Origin of the sequence: Pseudomonas salomonii (genome assembly GCF_900107155.1) — a bacterium.
In the GTDB taxonomy this organism is placed as follows: Bacteria; Pseudomonadota; Gammaproteobacteria; order Pseudomonadales; family Pseudomonadaceae; genus Aquipseudomonas; species Aquipseudomonas salomonii.
Window position 1 is genome coordinate 65,772 of sequence record NZ_FNOX01000018.1, and the last position, 23,803, is coordinate 89,574.

General features: G+C 55.9%; 16 protein-coding genes. 7 read left to right on the plus strand and 9 right to left on the minus strand.

What is annotated here, in order from left to right:
- Positions 1–19: 19 nt before the first annotated feature.
- Positions 20–1,648 carry a vWA domain-containing protein gene (locus BLV67_RS29975; RefSeq protein ID WP_069786416.1) on the minus strand — a complete coding sequence of 543 codons (1,629 nt, stop codon included), beginning with the start codon at positions 1,646–1,648 and terminating at the stop codon, positions 20–22.
- Between the two features lie 515 nt (positions 1,649–2,163).
- Between BLV67_RS29975 and BLV67_RS29980 the strand changes: the two genes are divergently transcribed.
- The 3 genes from BLV67_RS29980 to BLV67_RS33055 all read left to right on the plus strand — a co-directional run bounded on the left by BLV67_RS29980 (position 2,164) and on the right by BLV67_RS33055 (position 7,222).
- Positions 2,164–4,080, plus strand: coding sequence for a M10 family metallopeptidase C-terminal domain-containing protein (locus tag BLV67_RS29980; protein WP_244160797.1), 1,917 nt, complete (start codon positions 2,164–2,166; stop codon positions 4,078–4,080).
- 101 nt (positions 4,081–4,181) lie between these two features.
- Positions 4,182–5,567 (plus strand): M10 family metallopeptidase C-terminal domain-containing protein, encoded by a 1,386-nt coding sequence (locus tag BLV67_RS29985; protein WP_167365898.1) that lies wholly within the window; start codon positions 4,182–4,184, stop codon positions 5,565–5,567.
- A gap of 62 nt (positions 5,568–5,629) precedes the next feature.
- The gene (locus BLV67_RS33055) at positions 5,630–7,222 is read left to right on the plus strand and encodes a M10 family metallopeptidase C-terminal domain-containing protein (protein ID WP_244160798.1); all 1,593 of its coding nucleotides are present in this window, start codon (positions 5,630–5,632) and stop codon (positions 7,220–7,222) included.
- Between the two features lie 81 nt (positions 7,223–7,303).
- Here BLV67_RS33055 and BLV67_RS29995 read toward each other — a convergent pair whose 3' ends face one another.
- The 3 genes from BLV67_RS29995 to BLV67_RS30005 are packed head-to-tail and all read right to left on the minus strand — an operon-like array spanning position 7,304 to position 9,023.
- Positions 7,304–7,954, minus strand: coding sequence for a DUF799 domain-containing protein (locus BLV67_RS29995; RefSeq protein WP_017136674.1), 651 nt, complete (start codon positions 7,952–7,954; stop codon positions 7,304–7,306).
- The gene (locus BLV67_RS30000) at positions 7,951–8,313 is read right to left on the minus strand and encodes a DUF4810 domain-containing protein (RefSeq protein ID WP_017136673.1); all 363 of its coding nucleotides are present in this window, start codon (positions 8,311–8,313) and stop codon (positions 7,951–7,953) included. The genes BLV67_RS29995 and BLV67_RS30000 overlap by 4 nt, the downstream gene beginning before the upstream one ends.
- A gap of 29 nt (positions 8,314–8,342) precedes the next feature.
- On the minus strand, positions 8,343–9,023 hold the full coding sequence (locus BLV67_RS30005) for a CsgG/HfaB family protein (RefSeq protein WP_065930911.1): 681 nt from the start codon (positions 9,021–9,023) through the stop codon (positions 8,343–8,345).
- Positions 9,024–9,452: 429 nt separating this feature from the next.
- Here BLV67_RS30005 and BLV67_RS30010 point away from each other — a divergent pair, with 429 nt between their 5' ends.
- Both BLV67_RS30010 and BLV67_RS30015 read left to right on the plus strand, forming a co-directional pair.
- Positions 9,453–10,064, plus strand: a complete 612-nt coding sequence (locus BLV67_RS30010; RefSeq protein ID WP_065930912.1) for a hypothetical protein — start codon at positions 9,453–9,455, stop codon at positions 10,062–10,064.
- A 16-nt stretch (positions 10,065–10,080) separates the two neighbouring features.
- Positions 10,081–10,668: a hypothetical protein gene (locus BLV67_RS30015; RefSeq protein ID WP_069786418.1), complete on the plus strand. Its 588-nt coding sequence runs from the start codon at positions 10,081–10,083 to the stop codon at positions 10,666–10,668.
- A 136-nt stretch (positions 10,669–10,804) separates the two neighbouring features.
- Here BLV67_RS30015 and BLV67_RS30020 read toward each other — a convergent pair whose 3' ends face one another.
- A complete protein-coding gene (locus BLV67_RS30020) occupies positions 10,805–13,369 on the minus strand; it encodes an autotransporter family protein (protein ID WP_069786419.1) in 2,565 nt (854 codons plus the stop codon).
- 953 nt (positions 13,370–14,322) lie between these two features.
- The gene (locus BLV67_RS30025) at positions 14,323–19,206 is read right to left on the minus strand and encodes an RHS repeat domain-containing protein (RefSeq protein WP_069786420.1); all 4,884 of its coding nucleotides are present in this window, start codon (positions 19,204–19,206) and stop codon (positions 14,323–14,325) included.
- An 813-nt stretch (positions 19,207–20,019) separates the two neighbouring features.
- On the opposite strand from BLV67_RS30025, the gene BLV67_RS30030 reads away from it, so the two are divergent.
- Positions 20,020–20,274, plus strand: coding sequence for a hypothetical protein (locus BLV67_RS30030; RefSeq protein WP_017136667.1), 255 nt, complete (start codon positions 20,020–20,022; stop codon positions 20,272–20,274).
- Positions 20,275–20,657: 383 nt separating this feature from the next.
- Here BLV67_RS30030 and BLV67_RS30035 read toward each other — a convergent pair whose 3' ends face one another.
- The 3 genes from BLV67_RS30035 to BLV67_RS30045 form a co-directional block, all read right to left on the minus strand.
- Positions 20,658–21,215, minus strand: a complete 558-nt coding sequence (locus BLV67_RS30035; RefSeq protein ID WP_068932619.1) for a DUF6990 domain-containing protein — start codon at positions 21,213–21,215, stop codon at positions 20,658–20,660.
- Between the two features lie 291 nt (positions 21,216–21,506).
- Positions 21,507–21,776, minus strand: a complete 270-nt coding sequence (locus BLV67_RS30040; RefSeq protein ID WP_069786423.1) for a DUF6966 domain-containing protein — start codon at positions 21,774–21,776, stop codon at positions 21,507–21,509.
- A 43-nt stretch (positions 21,777–21,819) separates the two neighbouring features.
- Complete coding sequence (locus tag BLV67_RS30045) at positions 21,820–22,239, minus strand: hypothetical protein (RefSeq protein ID WP_068931698.1); 420 nt, start codon at positions 22,237–22,239, stop codon at positions 21,820–21,822.
- Between the two features lie 169 nt (positions 22,240–22,408).
- Between BLV67_RS30045 and BLV67_RS30050 the strand changes: the two genes are divergently transcribed.
- Positions 22,409–23,794 carry an IS4 family transposase gene (locus tag BLV67_RS30050; RefSeq protein WP_069786347.1) on the plus strand — a complete coding sequence of 462 codons (1,386 nt, stop codon included), beginning with the start codon at positions 22,409–22,411 and terminating at the stop codon, positions 23,792–23,794.
- The last annotated feature ends 9 nt before the right edge of the window (positions 23,795–23,803 follow it).

Below are 23,803 nucleotides of genomic sequence, written 5' to 3' on the forward strand. Positions count from 1 at the left end.
ATTGGTGCCATGTTCGGGATCAGCGTTTGAGGCTCTGCGCCACTTCCACCAGTTGCACGAACTCGTTGCGCAACCCGAACGGGTCATCACCGCGTGCCGAGCGGGCCAATGCGGCGGTGTCCTTTAAGCTCATGCTGCCAGTGTAGCGGCCATCGCCCTTGAGCTGTTGGGCGAAGGCGGCCACCGCTGCCGCAAAACGCAGGTCGGCGCTGGCCGGGGCGGTTTCGTTGCGGATAGGCCGTTCAATCAGTTGGCTGGCACCGCCCGCCGCCGGTTTGTAGCGTACGCGCAGCATGGCCAGCTCAGCGGAGGTGTTTTCGGCCGCGGGCGCCGCGGCGTAACGCAACGGCTCCAACCAGCCCTTTTCGCCCTTGAGCACAATTTCGTACAGGGCGGTCACGGTGTGCCCTGCGCCGATCTCTGCGGCGTCGACCTTGTCGTTGTTGAAATCCTCACGTTTGAGTGCGCGGTTTTCATAACCCAGCAAGCGGTATTCGCTGACTTGGGCCGGGTTGAATTCCACCTGTATTTTTACGTCCCGCGCCACTACCGCCAGGGTCGAGCTGAGCTGGTCCACCAGGACTTTGCGGGCTTCACGCAGGTTGTCGATGTAGGCGTAGTTGCCGTCGCCGGCGTCGGCCAACTGCTCCATCAGGTGCTCGTTGTAGTTATCCACACCGAAACCCAGGGTAGTCAGGGACACGCCGCTTTTGCGCTGGTCGACAGCCATCTGCTTGAGGCTGTCGAAGTCGCTGACGCCCACATTGAAGTCACCGTCGGTGGCCAGCAGGATGCGGTTGATGCCCTTCTCTATAAAGCCGGCACGGGCCATCTGGTAAGCCAGCTCGATGCCGGAGGCGCCTGCCGTTGAGCCGCCGGCGGTGAGTTGGTCGATGGCGTTGCGGATCCTGGTTTTGTCGCGCCCGCTGGTGGGTTCAAGCACCACACGCGATTCACCGGCGTAGACCACCAACGATACGCGGTCTTGATCGCGCAACTGGTCCACCAGCAATTTCAGCGTGCTTTTCACCAGCGGCAAACCTTCACGGCGGTCCATGGAGCCCGACACATCCACCAGGAACACCAGGTTGGCCGGTGCCAGGTCTGCCACTGCACGGTCGGAGGCCTTGATGCCGATGCGCAGCAGTCGTGTGTGCGGGTTCCAGGGTGTGGCGGCAACTTCGGTGGTCACGCCGAAAGGCGAGCTGTCAGTGGGCAGCGCGTAGTCATAAGGAAAGTAGTTGAGCATTTCCTCCAGTCGAACGGCGCCGTCAGGCGGCAGCCGCCCTTGGTTAAGGAAACGTCTCACGTTGGCGTAGCTGCCGGTGTCGACATCGGCGCTGAAGGTCGAGACCGGGGTTTGTGCAACGCTGTAGACCGGATTGTCGGGCAGGTCCTGATAGCGTTCTTGAGGCTCGGCCCGATATGCCAGGGCCACGGCTTCGCGCATGGCCATTGGTGCGGCCATCAGCACAGGCATCGCTGCCTGCTTGCTCAAGGCACCCTCGGCCTGAGGCACGGCGGCCGCTGGCACGGGAGGCTTGGCCGCCTCTCGAGACGATGAAAGCCCACAGCCGGCCAGCGAAGCCAGTACGGCAACCGCAACGCTGCAGATAAGGGGATGCAGCACTAAACGAGCATGTGACATGGCGCAGAACCTCAACCGTAAATAATCCGTTCATAGGCTCAGACGCAAAACACTGCGGATTCGGGTTAACGCTCAAAATTTAAGCGTCCAACACGCTTGGCCTACCGAGCACTGCGCCATTGCTCGTCAGCTAAAACCACCGAGCGCTGTAGTTCACTAAACAGTGCAGCGTCCGAAATAAGTTACTGTTACGCGCGAAACCTATAATGGCCCGAACAAAAAAAACAACAATGTAAGCAATTCTATATTTCCAAAAAAAACATATTAAACACGATTGAAAAGATCATCTTTCAAAAAGACCAGCAACGCTTAGAAAACCCGCCCCGTCGACATAACGTTTAAAAACAAATAAACATAACACCCATTTCAAACAATTTCATACCCGCGTATTGACACACCCTAGAAACAAATACCCTATTGGAAAACAACTTATAGGATGCGAAGGTATTTCCAGCACACAGACATGCTCTTCCCTACAAAATGAATATCCCTCAACAAGAATATGGATTTATTTTATGAGAGTCGACTTTCGCCCGCCTGTCTTCCCGCAACCAGACTACAGCCAAAGTACTATTGGATCGTTTGTTCAGTCGTTTACCCAGCCTTTTTTCAAAAACCCGGTCTTCCGGCCTTTCGTGCAACCCTTCTTTAAACACCCGTTCGTACGTAAGTTCGTACAGCCCTCTGTTCAGCCATCGACACGGCGACCATTTAATCCAACCACAACAACCCGTTCCACGACATTCGACACCGCCACTAAACGCAACTGGGACGGTAAAGATCCGACCCTGCGCCCCAACGATCCCTATGCGGCTAACGTCAGAATGCGCTCTTTCGATGAACGCCAGGCAACCGACAATCTCACGCGGGGAAACCATAAGTGGCATGACAAAAATGGCGATGGCAAGGTCTCTGTTTCCTACTCGTTCAACAGCGACGCCTGGCAATTCGATGGTCGCCAGAGAGAAATGGCACGACGCGCCATGCAGTCATGGAGCGATGTGTCCAAGCTTTCCTTTGAAGAGAATGGGCCACGCACAGAGGGCAAAATGTCATTTGGCATATCGAACGCCGTCAGCACCGCCGTAGGCTATTACCCAAGCAACCATTACCAAGGAGGCGCCACCCTGTATAACCCCAACAGGGTCACGCGCCACGACCTGATTCATGAAACGGGTCACGCCTTGGGGCTGTACCATACCGGCAACTACAATGGCGGCTATAACGAGAACCGAAGGAGCCACGTACAGGATTCCCAGGCTCATAGCGTCATGAGCTATTTCGGGGCGTCACTGAGCGGCAAAAACCATGGCGGCGCCAAACCAACATCAGCAATGATGGACGATATTTCCGCCATCCAGGCGCTCTATGGCGTCAACCGCAAAATCCGTCATGACGACACCACCTACGGTTTCAACTCCAATAGCCAGCGCGACTACTACACCCTCAATTCCAATCAGGATAAAGCGGTGTTCTGCATTTGGGACGGGGACGGCAAAGATACCCTGGACGTTTCCGGCTACCGTTCCAACCAGACCATTAACCTCAAGGCCGGCTCGTATTCCGATGTCGGCGGGCTCAAGGGCAACGTTTCCATCGCGCGCGGTGTCGTCATGGAAAACGCCATAGGCGGCTCAGGCGACGACGCGATGATTGGCAACGATGCCGATAACCGGCTCACCGGCGGCGCGGGTGGTGACCGGCTGCGCGGCGGCGGCGGCGCGGATACGTTTGACTACAACAGTGCCAGTGACTCCACGCCCGACAACCCCGATACGATCATGGATTTTGTCAGCGGCACGGACAAAATCAATGTGTCCGTGGCCATGAAGAATGCCAAAGTCGGCGCACTTGCCTTCGTCAGTGAGATGACAGGCAAGGCCGGTCAGACGGTGCTCACCTACGATGAGCAAAGCGGCAAGGGCAGCCTGGCGATTGACCTGACGGGCGACGGCAAGGCCGACCTGCTGATCCGCACCTATGGGAAAGTCAAAGCAGAAGATATTGTCGCCTCCGCAAGCGCCGAGCCCCAACATCAACGGCTTGAAGCCCCGAGCATTCGCTCCGCAATCACGCCGGCCCGACCACCCCACCGCTCGATAACACACGCTTACGAAAAGGTCAGCGACTCGCCCTATCACAATGCCGACTTGATTGAGAACTTTGTCAGTGGCAAAGACAAGATCAATCTCGCCGACCTGGTAAAGAATACCGGTATACCACTGCGGCTGGTCGACAACTATTCGGGCCGCGTTGGCGATACCGTAGTTAAGTTTAACTCACACAGTGGTCGATACTTTGTGGGGGTGGATTTGACGGGTAATCGCCGGACCGACTTCCTGATAAAAAGCACTCAGCTATTAGACCCCAGGGATATTATGGGTTTGACTGAAAACATTGAAAGCCACGCCAAGGTATTTCCACGCCGGTAGAAACTCAAAACATTTAACCCTTTCAGCCACCCAGAGAAACCCCATTGCTCATGAGCTTCAACGTTCACACTTACGCTCGCCTACTAAAAGGATTCAGGTAGATGCTCTCCGTTAATAACAAGCTTTATAGGACGTTTGCATTATTTGAGCCTGCGCATCAACAACCCGGTGCCGTCAAGGACACGCCATTGGTGTCCTACACCACCGCCCAAGCCGCCAGGCACCTGCTACGCGCCAGCCGGGAAATGGGATTGAAATGGCAAGACCATAACCACGACGGCGTCATTGATATTGCCTCTGAATTCTTTACGCCGGATGAGTCGCACCGGGTCAGTCATGTGCCCAAGGGGGCCCGTGAGTTGAATGAACAACAAAAGAAACGGGCGCTTACGTCGATGCAAGCCTGGGCGGATGTCGCCCGTATAAAGTTCTCGCATAAAAGCGCCAGTAACGAGGGGCGGCTGACCTTGGGTGTTTACGAAGGCAACGAGGAATCCTATGCGACCCTGCCCTTTCCCAAAAGCTTTAAAAAAGGCGGTGAGGCATGGCTGGACTCAGAACATGCACGGCCGAGGACTGACCGTTACGACCAACATGTCATGGCCCACGAAATTGGGCATACGCTGGGCCTTGACCATACCGGTGACTATAACCGGCAACCGGCCAAGCGCGGATACATTGAAGACTCTCAAGCCTACAGCCTGATGAGCTATAACCCCGAAATCAGCAGCGGGCAAAACTTCGCAAAAAACGCACAGTGGACCCACTACTCGGTAGCGCCACTGATGCATGACATTGCCGCGATACAGGCCGCCTACGGCGCCAACTATCAAACCCGTAGCGGCGATACCGTTTACGGTTTCAACTCCAACACCGAACGCGACTATTTCAGCCTGACGTCCTCACAGGACGCGCCGGTTTTTTGCATATGGGATGGCGGCGGCAACGATACGTTGGACTGCTCCGGTTTCAATCAGAAACAAACCATCAACTTGAACGCCGAAGCCTTCTCTGATGTGGGCGGTATGAAAGGCAATGTTTCCATTGCCAAGGGCGTGACCATCGAAAATGCCATTGGCGGCAGCCATGACGATACGTTGATCGGCAACCGCGCAAACAACCGCCTCAAGGGCGGGGGCGGCGCAGATACCTTGAGGGGCGGCGGGGGCGCGGATGTTTTTGTGTACGACAAGGCGAGCGACTCCACCCCGGCGAGCGCCGACCTGATCACCGACTTTGTCAGTGGCCGAGACAGGATCGACCTTACCGGGTTGAGCCAGGACACCCGTACTCAACTGCAACGGGTGCACACCTACACCGGCCGCGCGGGCGACACGCTGGTGAGGTTCAACGCCTACCGTAATCGGTACTTTGTCGCCATTGACCTGACCGGCAACGGCCAGACGGACTTTCTGCTGAAAAGCACGCGGTTGATAAGGCCCCAGGATATCAGTGGGCTGACCACCTCACGGTATGCCTCCGGATAAGCTCGCGGTCGCGCCAGGGCTCAAGGTTGTACCTGAACGCGTGTGAAAAACGGTCATCGGCGATGGCCGTTTTTTCTGATGCAGGGCGAAAATTCAGCCCAGGACCGGGCATTGGCTTAACGCTGTGTAGGAACACTTTACCTACAAGAAAAACGACTTACTCGGACACACATCAGGCTTTGGAAAGTGACGCCAACGCTGTCAACTTTCTACTCAGCAAAATGGAACTTGCCTGCCTCACCAAGAAGGAAAATTGCCAATACCCTGTGAGAATAACGACCTTGAGAATTAATCCTGTAACGCCGATGTACAACCCAAATTCAAGCAGCGCTCAATCGACCCGAAACCCTGCATACCGCCGCTGGGACGCCCCCGCTGTCCGTTCTGCGAGCAGCACTGGGGGCAACTATGACGCCACTCTACGCCCTGACGACCCTTACATACACAAAGCCAACAGGCAGTCCTTTAATAAGCAACAGGCCATTGAGCAGCTCACGCGATATACAACAACATGGCGAGACTTGAACCAAAACAAGCAGATTGAAATTTCTTACAACTTCCTTAACGAAAAGGGTCTGGGGTTTAACGACTACCAGAAACAAGAGGCCCGCCGTTCCATCCAGTCCTGGGGTGACGTGGCCAAGCTGGACTTCACTGAAAATGGCGCCCCGGCAGAAGGACGGTTGACCTTTCGCATTACCGATACCATCAGGTCTGCCGACGGTACCTACCCTTACGGTCAATACAAAGACAGTTTCAGCGGTGATACTCGCTACAACCCAAGACATGTGAACCGTCACACGTTCACCCACGAAATCGGTCACAGCCTCGGCCTGTCGCACCCAGGCACCTATGACGGTCTAGCGGACGATAATAAACGGGTGTATGCCCAAGACTCTAAAGCCCATACCGTCATGAGCTACTTCGGTGCGCAAAACAGTGGCAAAGCGATCAACGGCACCCCCATCGCGCCCATGATGGATGACATCAGTGCCATCCAACACAAATACGGCGCCAATTACCAAACCCGCAGAGAAAACAACACCTATGGCTTCAACTCCAATACCGGCAGGGACTATTACTCCCTGAGAAACCCACAGGATGCGGCGAATTTCTGCGTATGGGACGGCGCCGGCAACGACACACTGGACGTATCGGGTTACCACACCAACCAGGTCATTAACCTCAGGGCGGGCTCGTTCTCTGATGTAGGCAACGGCAAAGGCAACGTTTCTATCGCCCGCAACTGCCTCATCGAAAACGCTATCGGTGGCTCAGGCCACGATGTGATGATCGGCAACGAGGCCGATAACCGGCTCACCGGTGGGGCGGGTGCGGACCGCATGCGCGGCGGTGGCGGCGCCGACAGTTTCGTCTACAACTACGCCAGCGACTCCACACCTGCCAACCCCGACGTCATCATGGACTTCACCAGCGGCACCGACAAGGTTGACCTGCGCGGGCTGGAGCGAAGAACCAAGGCGCAATTCAAGCCCGTCAAGGCATTCAGCGGGCGCATTGGCGACGCGATCGTGGGTTTCAACCCACAGACCCAGCGCCATTTCATCGCCATCGACTTGACCGGCAACCGCACAGCAGACTTCCTGGTGACCAGTACGCAAGTGATCAGGCCACAGGATGTACTTGTGAACTGACTGCAACGCGTGAGCACCAAACCCGCGAAGCCTTTGCGGACCGAAGCGGCCAGCAAAGGCTGTTCACGGTTGAACAGGCACTCAGTCGGTGCCGTATTTTGGGTTGCGCGGGCCATACAAAATGCCGGTGCGCTGCCCCGCCGACAGCAGGCGGACACTGGCAATACCGGCAATCGGGTGCGCCGCATCGGTGGAGCTGTTGATCACCTGCTTCACCGCTGCCGAGACCAGCATGCCCACCAGGCCGCCGCCATTGTTGTTGCCTTCCTCGCTGGAAGCGCGTGCCGAGCCGGTCCACAACGTGGTGCCGGTGCGCAGGTCCACCAGCTTGGCCGAGGCCGTCACGGAGGTGTCGCTGGAGATCAGCATGTACTTGGTGCCGTAGTCGCTGATGGTGATGTACAGCGCCGCGTCCGCACCAAAAATGTCATGCAGCTTGCCCGGCGCCACGCCCTGGATATCGTTGGCGGTGGTCAGGCCGTTCTGGCGGAAGGTCTCGTCCACCAGGGCAATCGGCAGCACGTAGTAACCGGCTTCGGCCAACGGGTAGGTGACCTGCGAAACCAGGCTGTAGGACGCCTGCACTTCCGGCGATTCATTGATGGGGGGCAGTACCAGGATCGACTTCGGCCGAGCCTGTTTGAAGGCCGTGTAATCAATGGTTTTGGGCGCCGCGCAACCGCCGAGCAACGCCAGGGCCAGCAAGGCGCCGGTGAGTTTTAACAGGTTCATTTAGTGGCGACTCCAGCCTTGGCGTTTTTAAGCAGAAAATCCATGTACGCGGCGGACTCAGGGAACAACGCCTTCTCGGTACGGAATTCCTGCACCATCTGGTCATCCTTGCCCATGCTCAGGTACAGCATGCCCAGGTGCGCGTGGTAACCCGGCGGGGCCTTGCGGCCACTGGCGTTGATCTTTTGCAGATCACGCTCCAGGGCTTCCACTTGCGCTTCCTTGGGCTCGCCCTTGAAGTACTCGTAAACCTGCGGCTGGTAGCTTTCCCACTGATACAGGGGTTGGGGCGCCGTGTGGCACCCGGCGACCGTCGCGATTGCTGTCAGCATCAGCGCCAACTTAACTGCCTTGCTCATCCGTGTAGTGCTCCTTGGCGTTCTTGTTATCAGTTACGCGGGTTCCAGGCGCCGGCGTTGATGCCGTCTACCAGGCGGTTGATCGCTTCGCGCATGGCCAGGTCCAGAACCTTGCCATTGAGGGTGGAGTCGTAGCTGGCAGTGCCGCCAAAACCGATGACTTCGCGGTTGGACAGCGCGTATTCACCAGCGCCCTGGGTGGAATACACCACTTCGGAGGTGCTGATGTTGACGATATTCAGCGCAACCTTGGCGTAGGCCACCTGGGTTTTGCCACGGCCGAGAATGCCGAACAACTGGCGGTCGCCGGTCTCTTTGCGGCCGAACTCGGTCACGTCGCCCGTCACCACGTAGTCAGCGCCTTTAAGCTTCTGCACGGCGCCTTTGATCGCGGCTTCCTGGGAGATTTCGCCCATGTTGTCGCGGTCCAGCACGCTGAAGCGGTTGGTCTGCTGCAGGTGGGTGATCAGGATGGTCTTGGCCTGGCCGCCCAGGCGGTCAACGCCGTCGGAGAAGATGCCGCGCATGTAGCTGGAGCGGTTATCGAACTTGCCCACGGCAATTGGCACACGCACGCCGGAATAAGCGACGTGGGCGCTGGCAACTTGCTCCACCGGCATCGCGCGGTTGCTCTCGGTGGCGCAACCGGCCACGTTCAGCAACGCTGCGGCGGTGAGGCCCGACAGCAGAATTTTGGACAGTGTTTTCACAGGGTGCTCCTAGGGGTGAAACCAACGGAAAGGGCTGTGGTGTACGTTATCAACGAAGTCGCGGCGATCAGATTTTGCTGAAAAAGCGCGCGCGTTTACACACGGCCTCAACATCGATAATGTCGAGCCCGCCAATAGCGGTATCAGGAAGAGTGACTGCCATGCAGCAGTGCGGTTGAAACATGCGGCCCGCGGTGAGGCGGGTGGCAGGGAGAAAAGCAGAGAGGCGCATTGCTTGATTCGTCCTTGAAAAATGCCGTGTATCCAGTGCGCGGTATTTTACGGGGTTGCCCTGTGTACTCAAGCGGTTTCACCGCTTCGCAAGCGTTCCCCGCTCAACGGCATTCTGTTACGTTGCGCGCCCGCCTCAAGTTACACAGCCATCGGTCGAGACATTGGCTTGGCTTGTTCATTAAATAGGGATATTGCGTGTTGAAAACCCTCCTTCGGGCTGCGGCCCTGCTCGCGACGCTGTCGATGACCGGCTGCGTCTCCTACACCGTCAGCGGCCCCATTGGCGCCCCGCTCCACCCGGCCCCCATCAGCAGCCCACGCAGTGCGCAAGTCGCTGATGTGACAGTGAGCGCCGCCGACGTCAACGACGCCAACAAAACCGCGATCAGCCGTTCGCTCACGGCCCAGCTCAATCAGTACGTGCGTACGGCGGGCTACTTCAAGCAGGTCACTGAGTACCCGGTGCGCCTTGGCGAAAACGACGTCGCGCTGAAATTCAACATGACCTCCCTCAAGGGCCACCGTGGCGTTCACCCCGCCTACGTGCCTGGCGCGCTGTTGACGCTGACGATCTGGATCTGGGTCAACGGCCCGATTTTCGTCGACACCTTCGACGTGGCCGGCGACCTGGTGATTGTCGACCGCGACGGCAAGGAACTGGCGAGCGCCAAGCAAGAGGTCAAGTTTGAACGCAACGTGGGCCTCTACGGCCGCGAATACTGGGCCCCGACCATGGGCGCCAAACAGTTGAACGAACTGGTCGCGCAACTGCTCGATACCGCCACTGCCAAACTGGCCAAACCGTAATTTCAGGGAGCAACACATGAAAGGGTTGATCAAACACAGCCTGGTCCTCGCCGCCGTCTTGTTGACCGGTTGCGTGTCCTACTCGCAACACGAATTGCCAGCCGTGCAAACCTGGCCGCCGACCGCCAGCACACCGGCACAGAAACCCACCGCCTACGTGCGCACCACGGCGCTGAGCCAGGTCAACGGCGGCCCCGGCAATACCACGGCCGGCGCACCGGCGGCGCTGTGGGAAAAAACCGTGGCCGATGGGTTCCGCCAGTCCAACCGCTTTGCACGGGTGAGCACCGACAAGGTCGACTCGGACATCTATGCCGATGCCACGCTGTACAACAACGAACAGTTCAGCATGGCCTCGGCGATCATCACCGGCGCCACGTTCTTCATCATCCCGTCCACGGCGAAGAACACCTTCACCCTGGAAACCGTGTTCAAGGACAAGGACGGCAAAGAGTTGGGCCGCGTGAAGAAAAGCGAATCCGTGCGCACCTGGATGCACCTGGTGCTGATCGTGGGCATTCCGTTCCAGGCCAATACCGCTGAAGTGGTTGAAGCCCTGACACGCAGCACGCTGGATGAGGCCGTGCAGCGCAAGTTGTTCTGACATCAGGAAGCTGATCGTTCCCACGCTCCGCGTGGGAATGCATACGGTGACGCTCTGCGTCACGGCCTTAAGGGCAGACGCAGAGCGTCCAGGGCGGCATTCCCACGCAGAGCGTGGGAACGATCAGCGCTGGGGCTTAGAACGCGTAACGCGCTTTGAGCATCACGCCATCGGCGTCAAAGCCACTGCGCGCTTGGCGGGTGTAGCTGGCGCCCACGGTGAAGTCCGACACCTGGTAGTTCACGCCCACACTCGCCTCGTAGCTGTCACGCGCCACCGACGCGCCAGTGGTGGTGAACGCTGCACCACCCGCCACGAAGTTGGAGGTTTGCGCGACGCGATCACCCATCAGGTCGTGATACGCCATCAAAGTCGCTTCCGGTTGCAGGCTGCCTGCGCCCATCGGCAAGTTGCCGGCCAAACGCACACCCGCGCCCAGCTCACCCACTTCATAGCGCTGCGAACGCGTGCTCAACGCGGCGGCCGAGCCCTTCTCGTCAAAACTGTCCATGCGCACGTTGGCATAACGCGCCGCCACGCGCGGCTCGATCACCACCGCCTGCGATGGCTTGAAGCTGTAGCCGCCGATCACGCTGGCCGACAACACATTACTGTCGTAACTGCCCTTGGCCGTGGTGCCCGCCACATGGCGCTTGCTGTCGTTGTCGTTATGACCGTAGCTGAGGCTGCCATCGACAAACCAGTTTTGCAGCGCCCAGTTGCCATACAGCGACAGCGCGTGGCCCTCCACATCGGTCTTGTTGCCAAGGTCCGAATGGATGTTGGAATTAAGGTAGCTGTAAGCCACGCCCAGGGTGGTGGTGTCGTTCAAACGCCCGTCCACACCCACGGCCATGCCGCTGCTGTTGGCCGAGTAACCGTTGTTACCGCCGCGCCCATCCTGGTCCATGTTGCTGCTCAAACCCTGCACCCACACGCCGCCGGTTTGATGGCCTTCGCGCTGGTCGGTAAGGCGGTTGAAGATCGCGCCATTGATAACAGTCTGCCCCGACAACGCTACATCCAGCGCGCCACGGTTCACATCCGGCTTGAGCTGTTCACTCACCTGAGCAAGCTGTTGCGCAGTCCCGGCGTTGGCGAGGGACTGGAACACTGGGTCGTTCTGGTTGAGCCCGCCGAGCACATCGTTCTTGAACGTATTCACCGCCGTGGCCGCTGCGGCGCTGGCACCTGCACCGGCAAGTTCCTGCTGCACTTGCTGGTTGTCTTTAACTGCGACAACAGCCTTGACCGTTTGCGCATCCGCCGAGTAGCTCAGCACGTTGAGCAGCGACGACGAACTGGCAACCGACAGACCGTTGTTCTGCACACTGGTGGCCTGCAACAGGGTGTATTGAGTGCCGTTATTGGTGCGCGCAAAGTCGCCTGGCTGCGCACTCACCGTAAGCTTCGACGCCTGGGCGAAATTGGCCGTACCGTTGACCGACAGATACGGCGTGGTCGGCACCACGCTGTCGGCCAAGTGCATATCAATGCCCGCACCGCTGGCGACGTTAAGGTTGCCGCTGATCGTGGTACCGGGCGCGGCCAGGTTCAACGAGCCGGAATTGATCGATACCGGCGCGATAATGCGATTGCCGACAAAATCAGCTTGGCCAGCGACATTCACTGCACTCAAGTTGAGCAGGTCGCCGGTGATTTTGCCGCCCGTCCAGTTCAGCGTGGCAAGGTTGGCGGCGTCGATGGCCGTGCCGGATTTGCTGCGGATCTCGCCTGCTTGCTGGTTGATCTCGAACGGCGAAGTCTGGTCGCGGGCATCGACCAGGATCGCGGTGCTGTCGGCACTGATCAGGCCACGGTTGATAACGCCGCGCGCACCCGGCTGCGGGTTCTGGGTAAAGGTCGCCCCAGTCAGATGCACAGCCACCGCATTGGCGCCGTTGGCTTCAATCGTGCCGGTGTTGAGCACGTAATCGAAGGTACCGGAGTTGAACTGTACGGCCCTGGCCATGCCACCGTTGACCGTCACCACACCGCTGTTTTCTATACGCAGGTCACTGGTGTCGGTTTCAACTTCAATGCCCAACGCCTCTTCACCCGTGACGCGGATGGTGCCGGAGTTGAGGATTTTGCCGCCCACGGTCACCGGCATGTTGTTATGGGTATCCAGGATCAGGCCGTAGCCGTAGATGGAAGTGACATCAATCAGGCCGGAGTTGATCACGTCACCACCAACGGTCGTACCATTGAGGTACATGCCCTCGCCGTCACTGTCCGACCCCGGCACGTCAACGGCGACGATAGTTCCGGAGTTGATCACGCTGCCGCCGATGTTCGCGGCGCCCACCTCAAAACCTTCGGCCCAGGTCTGGTTGGTAAGCCTGATCGTACCAGCCTGGATGACATCACCGGTGATCGTGCCGCCACGGGCGCGCAGATCAGAGTCCAGCGCGCCATCCACCACAAAACCACGGATGTTGAGGCCACTGCCATCAATGGTGTAGTCGGCGCGGTTGATCAGCGAACCCTGAACATTGGTTTCGGCAACACTGGCCCCATCGACATTGCGCTGGGTGGCCACCACATTGCGCGACCCGACCAAGGTGACAGGCTCGTTGAACACCTGGCCTTTCCACTTGTTCTGGCCGCTGCTCACGTCGAATTCCACCGCAGCAACATGCGCGGCGCCTGCGCTGACCATCAGGGCCAACAGGGTTTTCTGGAACGGCTTACGCTTCATTTCAAACTCCATGAACTACAGTCAAAGCCGCCAATACGCCCGGCGGCTGTAGGTGTGCTGAGCGAGGGATCAGATGATCCGAATGCACTCCCCAAGGCACTTTGCTGAACCACAGGCGCGGGCAATCGCACCGCAGCCGGTGGTGGCAGACAAGGGAATGGGGAGGCGAAGTTCACATTAATCCTTAATGTCGTTTTAAAACGCTGCAGTCCATGCAGCCCGACCGGTTGCGGGTGGGCGGGGTAAAGACCCGGGTTTGAGGGAAATGGTTCCTTTTGCGGTAGGAAACTTCCCCAAACTACCGAGGGTTTGCCTGATATCCGTGAGCGGACGGCGGAATGCGTTGGGGATGGAGGGGCTGGGGATAGGCGAAAGGGGGTTGAGTCAGGGCGTTGGTGCCTTGCGTGGGTTTGGGTGGGGAGCTTTTATAGTCCGGCCCGTCGCCCATATGGCGATCAGGTTTGGCGACCTGACGACAGAGTGCAAAAACAACCCGCGTCCATGCAGGTGTTTTTGCACCCGCAAAGCTGTGAATGTTATGGCGGCTGTGCGCGGGAGACCTCCGGGTCTGCCGGTTACTCTGTTCCGGTTCGCCAACCTGCGTACAGCTGCCACCCATTCGTTTGGCGACGAATGCGTGGTGGCTTAATCCACCAACAGAGTACTGAAAATGAACCAATACATGCCCCTAACGGGCCACGACTGCACCGTCCCCGCTCTGCGGTGCTTCAAGACTTCGCCCAACTACTGGCTGTACCGCTGCGTGATGGGTGTGATTTGCTGGATGTCATCATTCGCAGGCTTAACAGCGCTGACTAACCGGACGACGACGGGGGTGGGCTGCAAAGCCCCTTAATTTTCAACCGGCACGAAAAACCAATGCCCCGACATGTCGGGGCATTGGTTTTAACGGGTATAGACTGCGGTTTTAAAGCGCTGATATTGGCACTCACTCAACGGAATCGAACCTTACTCCAATATTTGCCCCAACTGCCCCAAGGTAACCACGTGGCATCCCCGACAGCAGTATTGGCGAAGTCAGCGCTGCCCTCAGGAACGCCCAGATTTCCCAAAACACCCGTGGTAACAAACACGATTGTATTGGCGTCACCCAGGCCGAAGAGTCTTGTGGCACCTTTGGCTTGCTCCAACACTGATCCTATTTTGCGAGGAATAGCTGGAATCAGACGCGAAGCCCCACGAGTAGCGAACTGGCCATATAGATTGCCATAGTCCTTGAACTGCCCCATTCGTCTCAGTGGGTTTATCAGACTGGGGGCCGCTTTAACCAAAACTCTGCTGGCAGTTGCAAGCCCTGTACGCCCCAGGAAACTCGCCAGCTTGAATACCTTGCCAGCGAGCGCCTTCGCTCCGCCTGCCGCGCCCGCCCCCAAGGATACCCATGCCAGAACATTGGACAACTCTGGATGGGTCTCGCTGAGGAGCACTGAAGCAACGCCTGCCCCTAATGAGATCACCGCGAGCCCAATCAATGCGGCATACAACGGTAATGCCAAGCCGCCACTCATGATGGCCACCATTACGCCGATGCCCCCCCAAAGTATGTTATTGATCAGCTGCCCAGCGCCTTTGAGACTCATAGGCCCCGGGAGACGGTCACCCCACTCGGCACGCAAGCGCGCACTCACCGAGAAGTGACCGCTGGGGTCGTGATGGTTGATGGGATCGTCTTCTGCGCAATAGGCATAGACGTTACGACCAGCTCTTCGGTCGAAGGGGCTTAAGTCGTCCATCGCGTTAAAACACATGGCGCTCGGGTCATAAAAACGGTAGCCCATGCCCAGCGCAAAATGGCCAGTTGAAGGGTCGCGATGTTCGCCCTTAAAGCTCAGCATTGAGTCAGTATCTTGCGAAAAATGCTCGCCGTAAGCCGTATACGCGTGGTGCTGGCCGGTGCCCGCTGTTGAGTCGTAGGTATATATCACGGTGCCATTGGCATCGCAGAGTAAATACAGGGTTCTGTTCACACCGGACATCCTGGATCGTTGCACGATACAGGCGCTGCTTGCGGGAAGCAGCTCACGGGCGTCGCCGCTGCCGTCCAACTTATACTCACCCGTGACATTGTTGCCGTCATACATAAGCTGGGTCTTTTTGCCGTCGTGATCGCGGGTCATCAAACGATCAGTCGGGTCGTAGGTATAGCGGGTGCTCCCGGCTTTTATCAGTCGCCCTAGCCAATCATATTCATACTTTTTACCTGTCTGGTCCTGCGTCACGCGCCCGGCGGGGTCATAACTCAAACTGGCCGTCGATGTGTAGTCCACATGGCTATTGTCCACTTGAGTCAGACAAAACCCCTTCAGGCCATCGTAGGTATAGGTTGCGGTGTTCTCCCCATCACTGAACGTCGTGACGCAGGTGGTGACATTGCCCAGGGCATCATAAGTGAACACTTGTTTGGAGATGTCTTTGCCCTTAGGGTTCTTTGGGCACCATACGCCCGTCGTGAGGCAGGCCCCGAGTCGCCCGCCCGGGGTATAGATGTATTCGCGCCGACCCAATACGGTGTCATATGTTTTTGATTCGGGTAATTTCGATGCGTTGTCGGCGTTTCCCTGCCTAAGTTCGACTGATTTCAATTTTCCATCGTTTTCAAAGGCACTGGCCACTTTAAAATCCACGTCTTTCGGGCCGTAAAAAATGCGACTGACTTCACCCAGGCTCCCATCGTAGGCGTAGTTCACCGTACACAGCACATCGTAGCTATCTTTTTTGTGAACGGACTCCTCCCTAAGTCGACCTTGGTCGTCTGTTAGGTGTTTTGTTAAAACGTCTGCTCCCGTAGTTGTGTAAGGCAACCCCTTTGGCGAGTCGTACTCGAATTCGGCTTTTAAATCCAAGGGGCTAGTAACGCTGAGCAGGCGCCCTTGCGGCGAATAATCAGACTTTATTGTTTTAGTCACACCAGGCTCAGCTTGTACGCTCTGCTCGGTGACACGCAGTGAGAGGTCATGGGAATAACTCAGCAGGTGCTCCCCTTCCGAGGCGGTTGAAATACCCTGAGTCCCATAGGCGTAAGTAAATGTCTTCTCTTCGCCTGCATTAGCGGTTCGGGTCCTGGCCAGGCGATTGCCCAGCTCCTTGATATATTCGTGCTCAAGGATGCTGCCTTGCGCGGTCACCGTTTTTGCCGGCACCCCGCTGGCGCCTGTGTAAGTGAAGGTTTCGGTGCTGGCCCCGCGGGTGATGGAGGTGACGCGACCCCAACTGTCGAAGCTGCGTTTACCCAGGGTGTAGGTTTTATTGTCGAACTCGATGTCCACTTGCTCCGCTTCGGGCTGCAGCCAGTGTTTGGAGCGGGTATAGCGGTAGGTGTAGACCGTGGCCACATCCGTTGCCCCTTTGCCCTTTTCACTGTGGGTTTCGCGGAGCAAGCGGCCGAATGCATCGTAGCTGTACTCCACGGTAGTGATCCCGCGTTCGCCCTCGGTGTAGAGTGTTTTGACCTGCCGGACACGGTTGTACGTGGCGGTCTGGGTTTGGTAAACATGGCCCTGCTGGTTTTTCCATTCGACCTTACGGATGGTCTTATTCGCGTTGTAGTGAGTGACGATGGCGTGTTTGTCAGTGTCTTTTCCGGCCCAATGCGTGCGCGTCAACGCTACGGGATCGTAAACATCGAAGACTTTTCGGCCATCGCTGTACGTACGGCAGCGCACTTGGCCCCACTCGTCGTATTCCAACTCCTCCCATTCGCTGAGCTGATTATTGGTGTGCTTATGGTGGGTGGTACGCAGTTCCCGCCCCAGAGCGTCATAGCTTACGGCCTTGATGAGTATCTTGTTTCCCTGTTCAACCCGGTATTCACTGACCAAGCGGCCTTGGCCATCGTACTGGCTCAGATGGGTGAGCCCCTCAGGGCCGGTGACCTGCACTTGCCCTGGCGCCGGGTAGGTATAAGTCGTCGTTTGCCTATAGGTCGGACTTTGTGCGCAGGTGGTTAACGTCGCCAACTTGCCGTAAGCGTCATAACCATAGTCGGTGCGGTTGCCATCGACGTCGACCTGGCGAATGAGGCGCCCACTGAGGGTACTGTGAGTCTCTGAAGAGGTGCGTTGGTTGCCCCGTTCATCGGTATCGGTAGTGGTGGTGGTCAGTTCGGTTTCATCAACGCCGCCCAGCGTGTAATCGAAATAGCGTGCGGGTTCGCCAGTGAAGTGACCGGGCCTTACGGTCGCTTGGCTGATGCTTTTTGGGCGCCCGGTGCGAAAGTCTCGACCCTCGAAATAGCTGTTCTGTTGAATCACGTAGGCACCCTCCTTGGCATCATCGCCTGCGAAAGTAACGCGCAGAGTGCTCGTAAGTTTTGTTTCGCTCAGGCCTTCAATACTTCCATATTGATACAGGCTACACTGAGCTATATTCCACAGGTTGGACTGATCGCCATCGCATATCCCTACCGGGAACAAATTACTGTCATAGATCGCATCGACGTTAACTCTGCTTGAGGGAAATATGCTTTTGAGAGCACTTTCTTCCAACAAAAGGGGATTAGGTATTTCTTTCCGCAGCCAAATGAATAGCGGATACCATAACGTTTCATTTAAGGGGAGAGTTTCATCGACATAACCTACTTCATGAGTCACTCCATCCTGTATAGTCCTGATGAGTCCGCCATCGTCATTTAAAAAGTTTTTAATAACTATTGAATTTTCTTTTGCTTCTTTTTTGTACGTGGTGGTAGCGATACTAGAGCCAAAACGGGTACCAAGACCAATCGGCTTCCCTTTTACATAATCATAAATTGTTGCGACCTCGCCCCCACCTTGCGTGACTGTTTCCGACTTAACATTGTGCTGTGCATCGTAACGATAATGGGTTGAGCGAATAGCCGGGACACCTTCGCGTTTAATAGTCACGTAATTTTTCGAATTTTCTCCGTCGCGCATATACTCGTAGGTCGTGATAACCGGGGTTCCCGTGCCAGTCGGCGTCAAGGTGTGACTGCTGACACAGGGCAATGCGGATAACTTTGGATTGTCCGGAAATTTCAGACCATTGTCTTTGTACTCGACGCTTTCCGTAAGGCCATCAAAGTTGACAGTCTCGTTCAGCAGTCGACCACACACCGGATGGTCCAAGTAGTTGAAGGTGGTTTTGCTGCCATCTTCAAGACTCACGGATCGCAAGGCAAAATCATCGATGCTCAGGGTATAAGTGATTGTCTCCGGGCTACCCGGCCAAAAAGCGAAGTAGACCATTTCGGGCTTATAATTAGAGCCCATCACAGCGGGAACGTAGACAACCTCGAGCAGCCTGCGACTTCGACCATCTTTAATACCGGTCAACTTAACTTGATAATAAGTTTTTCCACTTATAACGTGAGGTATTGTCGCCCACGTAAAATATACAAAGTTTTTACCATCCATGGTCAACGACTCAGGCATGTAAACCCCAGAATCACTCTGCAACACCAGTACTTCTGTTCTGCCGTCCTTGCGCGCCACTGTAAGTTTGCCATCAGACCATGTTGCAGCAACCGCAGTGTTCTTCATATTCTTATTTTTTTTGAGTTCAATCGTTTCCCCAGAGTGTAGTGTCAATTTCTCATGGGCTGCTCGCCAGCTGCTCATCCGTGGGCACCAACCATCTCCTAAAGCTGCTTCATTGTTGATAGTGGGGGTATACAGGATATCGACTTTAACGGCTGGCCCGTTGCCGTCATTTCCGGTAACCGTGCACAGTGGAAGGTAAAGTTCAAACAGGCCAGTGCGGGGGTCCACTGCATTGCGCTCTTGCGTGGTGGCATTGAAGATCGGGTCTGTTTCACTATCGCTGGCGTCCGTGCCCATTACATTGTAAGGATTGTTCATATTCATCTCCTATAAATATGTCAGCCTCTTTTTAAGAGGGTCTATTTCCACCTCGAATCTACACTGCCCCACATCACGAGATAACTGTCAGTTCTCACAGGTAGTTTATATTTATTGGTTCTAACCAGGATGCTTTTACTTCCATCAACCTAACCGTCCACTTCATACAATGGGTTCGGCAATAAATTTCCTGCAGTAGGAAAATCGTTGGGCACGGTCGCGGAATACAGCGTAGGCAAAAGCACAAAAAAGGGGGCAGGCCCTGAGGGATCCTGCTGAGCGAAAGATCAGATGATCCGAATGCACTCCCTCAAGGCGCCTTGCTGAACCACAGGCGCGAGCAATCGCACCGCAGGTGGTGGCGGGCGGGCGGGCGGGTTAAAGGCCCGGGCTTGAGGGAAATGGTTCCTTTTGCGGCAGGAAGCTTCCCCAAACTATTGGGGATTTGCCTGATATCCGTGAGCAGACGGCAGAATGCGTTGGAAATGGTGGGGTTGGGGATAGGCGAAAAGGGGTTGAGTCAGGGCGTTGGTGCCTTGCGTGGGTTTGGGTGGGGGGCTTATAGTCCGGCCCATCGCCCAACAAGGGCGATCGGATTTGGCGATCCGTTGACCGTATGCGAAAGCTTTCTGCTTGCTTGCAGGGGCTTCCGTACCCGCATCGCTGCTTTATGGCAGCTGTGCGCGGGAGACCTTCGGGTCTGCCGGAACTCGGTCCCGGTTCGCCAACCTGCGTACAGCTGTCACCCATTCGTTTGGCGACGAGAGGTGACAGCTTCACTCTACTGACCGAGGTTTCACCATGAACCAATACATGCCCCTAACGGGCCACGACTGCACCGTCCCTGCTCTGCTTATCGACACCAGCGCCCCCCTCGACGTGCTCCACGACGCCGCCGCGTACCGGATTCGCGCCGTCACCCAACTATTGGAAAACCTGGCCTTCCGCGAACAGCTCAGCAGCGATGCTGTGGTGCTTCAAGACTTCGCCCAACTACTGGCTATACCGCTGCGCGATGGGTGTGATTTGCTGGATGTCATCATTCGCAGGCTTAACAGCGTCAACTGACCACGACAGAGCGGCTGACGAGTTGCCCTGTTAATGGTGAGGCAGTGAATAGGTGCGGGCCACGCTTGGGCAGTAAAAGTGGCCTGTCGCCTATGCAACTTTGGCGTGAAAAGGGCGGAAAAGGGACGGATTTATTTAACTAACAAAGGACTCGGAGAATTAAATGAATCCTTCCCCTTCCTCTACTGATTGTTTCCCCGCAGTATAATATGCAACAGGATAACCGGCGGTAAAATCCTAGGACGGCGAGCCATATAAACCCCTAACTTGATAAGAGATTACAGCTTAGCTGTCGACCACTCGGAAAAAACATTTCAAAAATAAATCATATTTTTAAAGATCAACTCCGCCGAACTAGAAAAAGCAAAAGCCCGGTCTGCCCCCTATTTCCTATTTATTTTTTTAGCTATCATCAGTGCTCGATCAATCATATCGGAGGTAATGTAAGGCACAAATCCGAGCCTGTCGCCCTTCCCAAAGCTCTGTTTATATTCATCCAAACGTACCGTATCACCAGCCAGTGCTAGAGCCGCCAAATGGCGAACTGGCATTGCACCTTTAGCATCTGTTGGGAGCACTCTATAAGCTCTCAACCCCTCGTCAATACTCTGAGAGCGAGCCCAAGACAACGCCTTCTCGGACAGTCTAATAACATCATCGCCAGAAAAAATAGACAATTTCTCCGGAGCTTCATTGCTGACTATGATCGGTGCATTACTACCGTCATTACCCATTATAAAAGAAGCGGCCTCCGAGAATTCCTTTGAGGAAATGGAGGGCATAAGCGAAACCCGAAAATGGTCCGAGCGCTTACTAACCGATGGGATGACCTGAAGTTTAGCCCCTCCGACGTCAGTGACGCAAAAATAATCACCAACTTCATCTTTGCTACAAGTCCATCCCTGCTCCTTCAAGATTGAAACCACATCTTTTTCTTTCATTACTTGGCACCCGGAAACTTCATAACTTCAATAGGAATGCCATTAGGATACCCTTGCTCCTTTAACAGCACACCCGGCTTCAGGCCAAAGCTTTCAGCCACTTTACCCCTAGGAATCGAACTCCCATCTTTAATTTGACGGAAAATTTCGGACTGACGAATACTTAGATCCGCACTACCTTCAATAATTCCAACTTCTTGATTTTTCGTAAGAAGAATTGGGAATCCCTCAGGGCCTGCCCCCTATTCTCACTATTTTCAGGATCTTATCCCTATTTTATCTTTTCTCTACTCAACGGCAAATTAGATACAGCTTAGAGCGCAACTCATCAAATCTGTCATTCTCTGCCTTTAGAAGTTTACCATCGTGATAAAGCACAATATCGCTTAAGGAACCACTACCACCATACATCCTTAGTACCGCACTATATAAAACAGTCGCTTCAGACTCACTATAGCTACCGACTCGTCGCAGGCCTTCGGCCCAGTCTCGAATTCCCGCCATATCGAGCAGGGTAGCCATCTCCTCAAGAACCAGTACAGCACTCTCATAGTTATTCATTTTACGGCCTCTCGTCCAAAACCTTTACTCCTTCAATCGCCCCCTATTTCCTCCTGGCGCAAATCTGCTCCCAGCCTTTCACGATGGTGCCGGTGTACTTGCCACAGGTCGCCCCTTCCAAATTCGCGTCGAGCGCGTCGCGCTCAGGCGCAAGCCATACCGCGTCGGCCAAGTACACCGCGCCCGCTGCCAGCAGCAGAACCACAGCCACACGCGTCGCCATGTAGCGCGCCGTGGCCCGAGGCGTGCGCAAGCGCTCGAACACAAATGCGAACAGCAGCCCAATGCCACACATCAGGAAACCGCCCAGCGCCGCTCCGAAAGCACCGGCGGTAGAGCTGTCGAAGGAGCCCCACGCCAACATACAAACGCTTGCACTGACGAACATCAGCAGCAGGCACAACCCCTGCACCAACCGCCATCCGACTACCGCTAAACCTGCCATCTGAACCTCACGTGTCATGGGAACCTCGTACCGATATGCGCCGGCTCATTCAAAAAACGTGGTCTGCCCCGAATGGCACTTACTTAACGGCTAACCGGCTGATCTGACTACAAAAAAATGAAAAAAGGCCGCCCTTGGTCTACGGTGATAGTTGCGAACACACACCACTAGAACAAGGACAGCCCGCGTGAATCGTAGACGTCAAATCGTCAGGCATCAACAGCAGCGCATTCAGCAGCACGCAAAAAACAGCAATGCCCATGCGTTCTTTAAGCTGCTAGCCGATCCGGCGCTGCTACAGCGTGTCGAGTCAGTGATGCCCAAGCATCGTCAACGGTTGTTCCCGCCGACTGAAACGCTGTCGATGTTTCTGGCTCAAGCCATGAATGCCGACCGTTCTTGTCAGAAGGCCGTGAATGATTTTTCGATCAAACGCTGCTGTGATGGGCTAAGCCCCAGCAGCGTGTACACCGGCGCTTATTGCAAAGCACGGGCGCGGTTACCGGTAGAGATGGTTTCAACATTGTTGCGCTCCACGGGATCAACGATGAGTAACAACGCGTCACCATCCTGGCGCTGGATGGGGCGTCCGGTGCGCCTCGTAGATGGCACCACGGTGACCCTGCCAGACACTGCGGCGAACCAAGCTGCCTATCCGCAATCGCGTGGTCAGAAAGCAGGACTGGGTTTCCCCATCTGCCGTTTGGTAGGAATCATTTGCCTGGCCAGCGGTGCTGTTTTAGATGCCTCGCTGGGACGTTTTCGAGGCAAAGGTGGCGATGAGCAGACGTTGCTCAGGACGATGCTCGACACTCTGAATCAAGGCGACATTGTGTTGGGCGATGCCTACTACGCAACGTACTTTTTGCTGTGCGAACTGCAACGTCGTGGGATCGACGGTGTTTTCGAACAATATGGCGCTAGGCGACGCAGTACCGACTTTCGGCTCGGGCAATCGCTGGGGCCGGAAGATCATTTGGTTGAGCTGACAAAACCTAGGAATCGACCTTCCTGGATGAGCCAAACTTATTACGACGATGCGCCTGAAACACTGACAGTACGTGAGCTGAAAACCGGCGGAAAAATCCTGGTAACCACCTTGAACTGCCCGCAGCAAGTACCCAAAGCTGGGCTCAAATCACTGTACAAAGACCGTTGGCATGTTGAGCTGGATCTGCGCAATATCAAGACAACGCTGGGGCTTGAAACGTTGAGCTGCAAGACGCCTGGCATGGCTGTAAAAGAGTTATGGGTGTATCTGCTGGCGCATAATTTGATTCGGATGATCATGGCCAAATCCGCGCTATTAGCTGATTGCTTGCCACGCGAGCTTAGCTTTAAACATAGCCTTCAATTATTCCTTGCGATGCGGCAGTACAGCTGCGACGAACAAGACGATAGGGTGCAGGATTTACTCAAGTTGATCGCTAGGAAACGTGTCGGAAACCGGCCGGGACGGATTGAGCCTCGCGCCATAAAACGAAGGCCCAAGCCTTACCCGATGTTGATGCAGACGCGCTCGGCGGCAAGGGCCGAGGTCAGGAAAAATGGACACCCGAAGAAGGTTAAGTAAGTGCCATTC

Excerpts from the sequence above, each read along its gene's own strand:
- BLV67_RS33055 (WP_244160798.1), top strand. The coding sequence starts at position 5,630 with ATGGCCGTTTTTTCTGATGCAGGGCGAAAATTCAGCCCAGGACCGGGC.
- BLV67_RS30035 (WP_068932619.1), bottom strand. The coding sequence starts at position 21,215 with ATGAAAGAAAAAGATGTGGTTTCAATCTTGAAGGAGCAGGGATGGACT.
- BLV67_RS30045 (WP_068931698.1), bottom strand. The coding sequence starts at position 22,239 with ATGACACGTGAGGTTCAGATGGCAGGTTTAGCGGTAGTCGGATGGCGG.
- BLV67_RS29995 (WP_017136674.1), bottom strand. The coding sequence starts at position 7,954 with ATGAACCTGTTAAAACTCACCGGCGCCTTGCTGGCCCTGGCGTTGCTC.
- BLV67_RS30040 (WP_069786423.1), bottom strand. The coding sequence starts at position 21,776 with ATGAATAACTATGAGAGTGCTGTACTGGTTCTTGAGGAGATGGCTACC.
- BLV67_RS30020 (WP_069786419.1), bottom strand. The coding sequence starts at position 13,369 with ATGAAGCGTAAGCCGTTCCAGAAAACCCTGTTGGCCCTGATGGTCAGC.
- BLV67_RS30015 (WP_069786418.1), top strand. The coding sequence starts at position 10,081 with ATGAAAGGGTTGATCAAACACAGCCTGGTCCTCGCCGCCGTCTTGTTG.
- BLV67_RS29985 (WP_167365898.1), top strand. The coding sequence starts at position 4,182 with ATGCTCTCCGTTAATAACAAGCTTTATAGGACGTTTGCATTATTTGAG.
- BLV67_RS29980 (WP_244160797.1), top strand. The coding sequence starts at position 2,164 with ATGAGAGTCGACTTTCGCCCGCCTGTCTTCCCGCAACCAGACTACAGC.
- BLV67_RS30000 (WP_017136673.1), bottom strand. The coding sequence starts at position 8,313 with ATGAGCAAGGCAGTTAAGTTGGCGCTGATGCTGACAGCAATCGCGACG.
- BLV67_RS29975 (WP_069786416.1), bottom strand. The coding sequence starts at position 1,648 with ATGTCACATGCTCGTTTAGTGCTGCATCCCCTTATCTGCAGCGTTGCG.
- BLV67_RS30030 (WP_017136667.1), top strand. The coding sequence starts at position 20,020 with ATGCCCCTAACGGGCCACGACTGCACCGTCCCTGCTCTGCTTATCGAC.
- BLV67_RS30025 (WP_069786420.1), bottom strand. The coding sequence starts at position 19,206 with ATGAACAATCCTTACAATGTAATGGGCACGGACGCCAGCGATAGTGAA.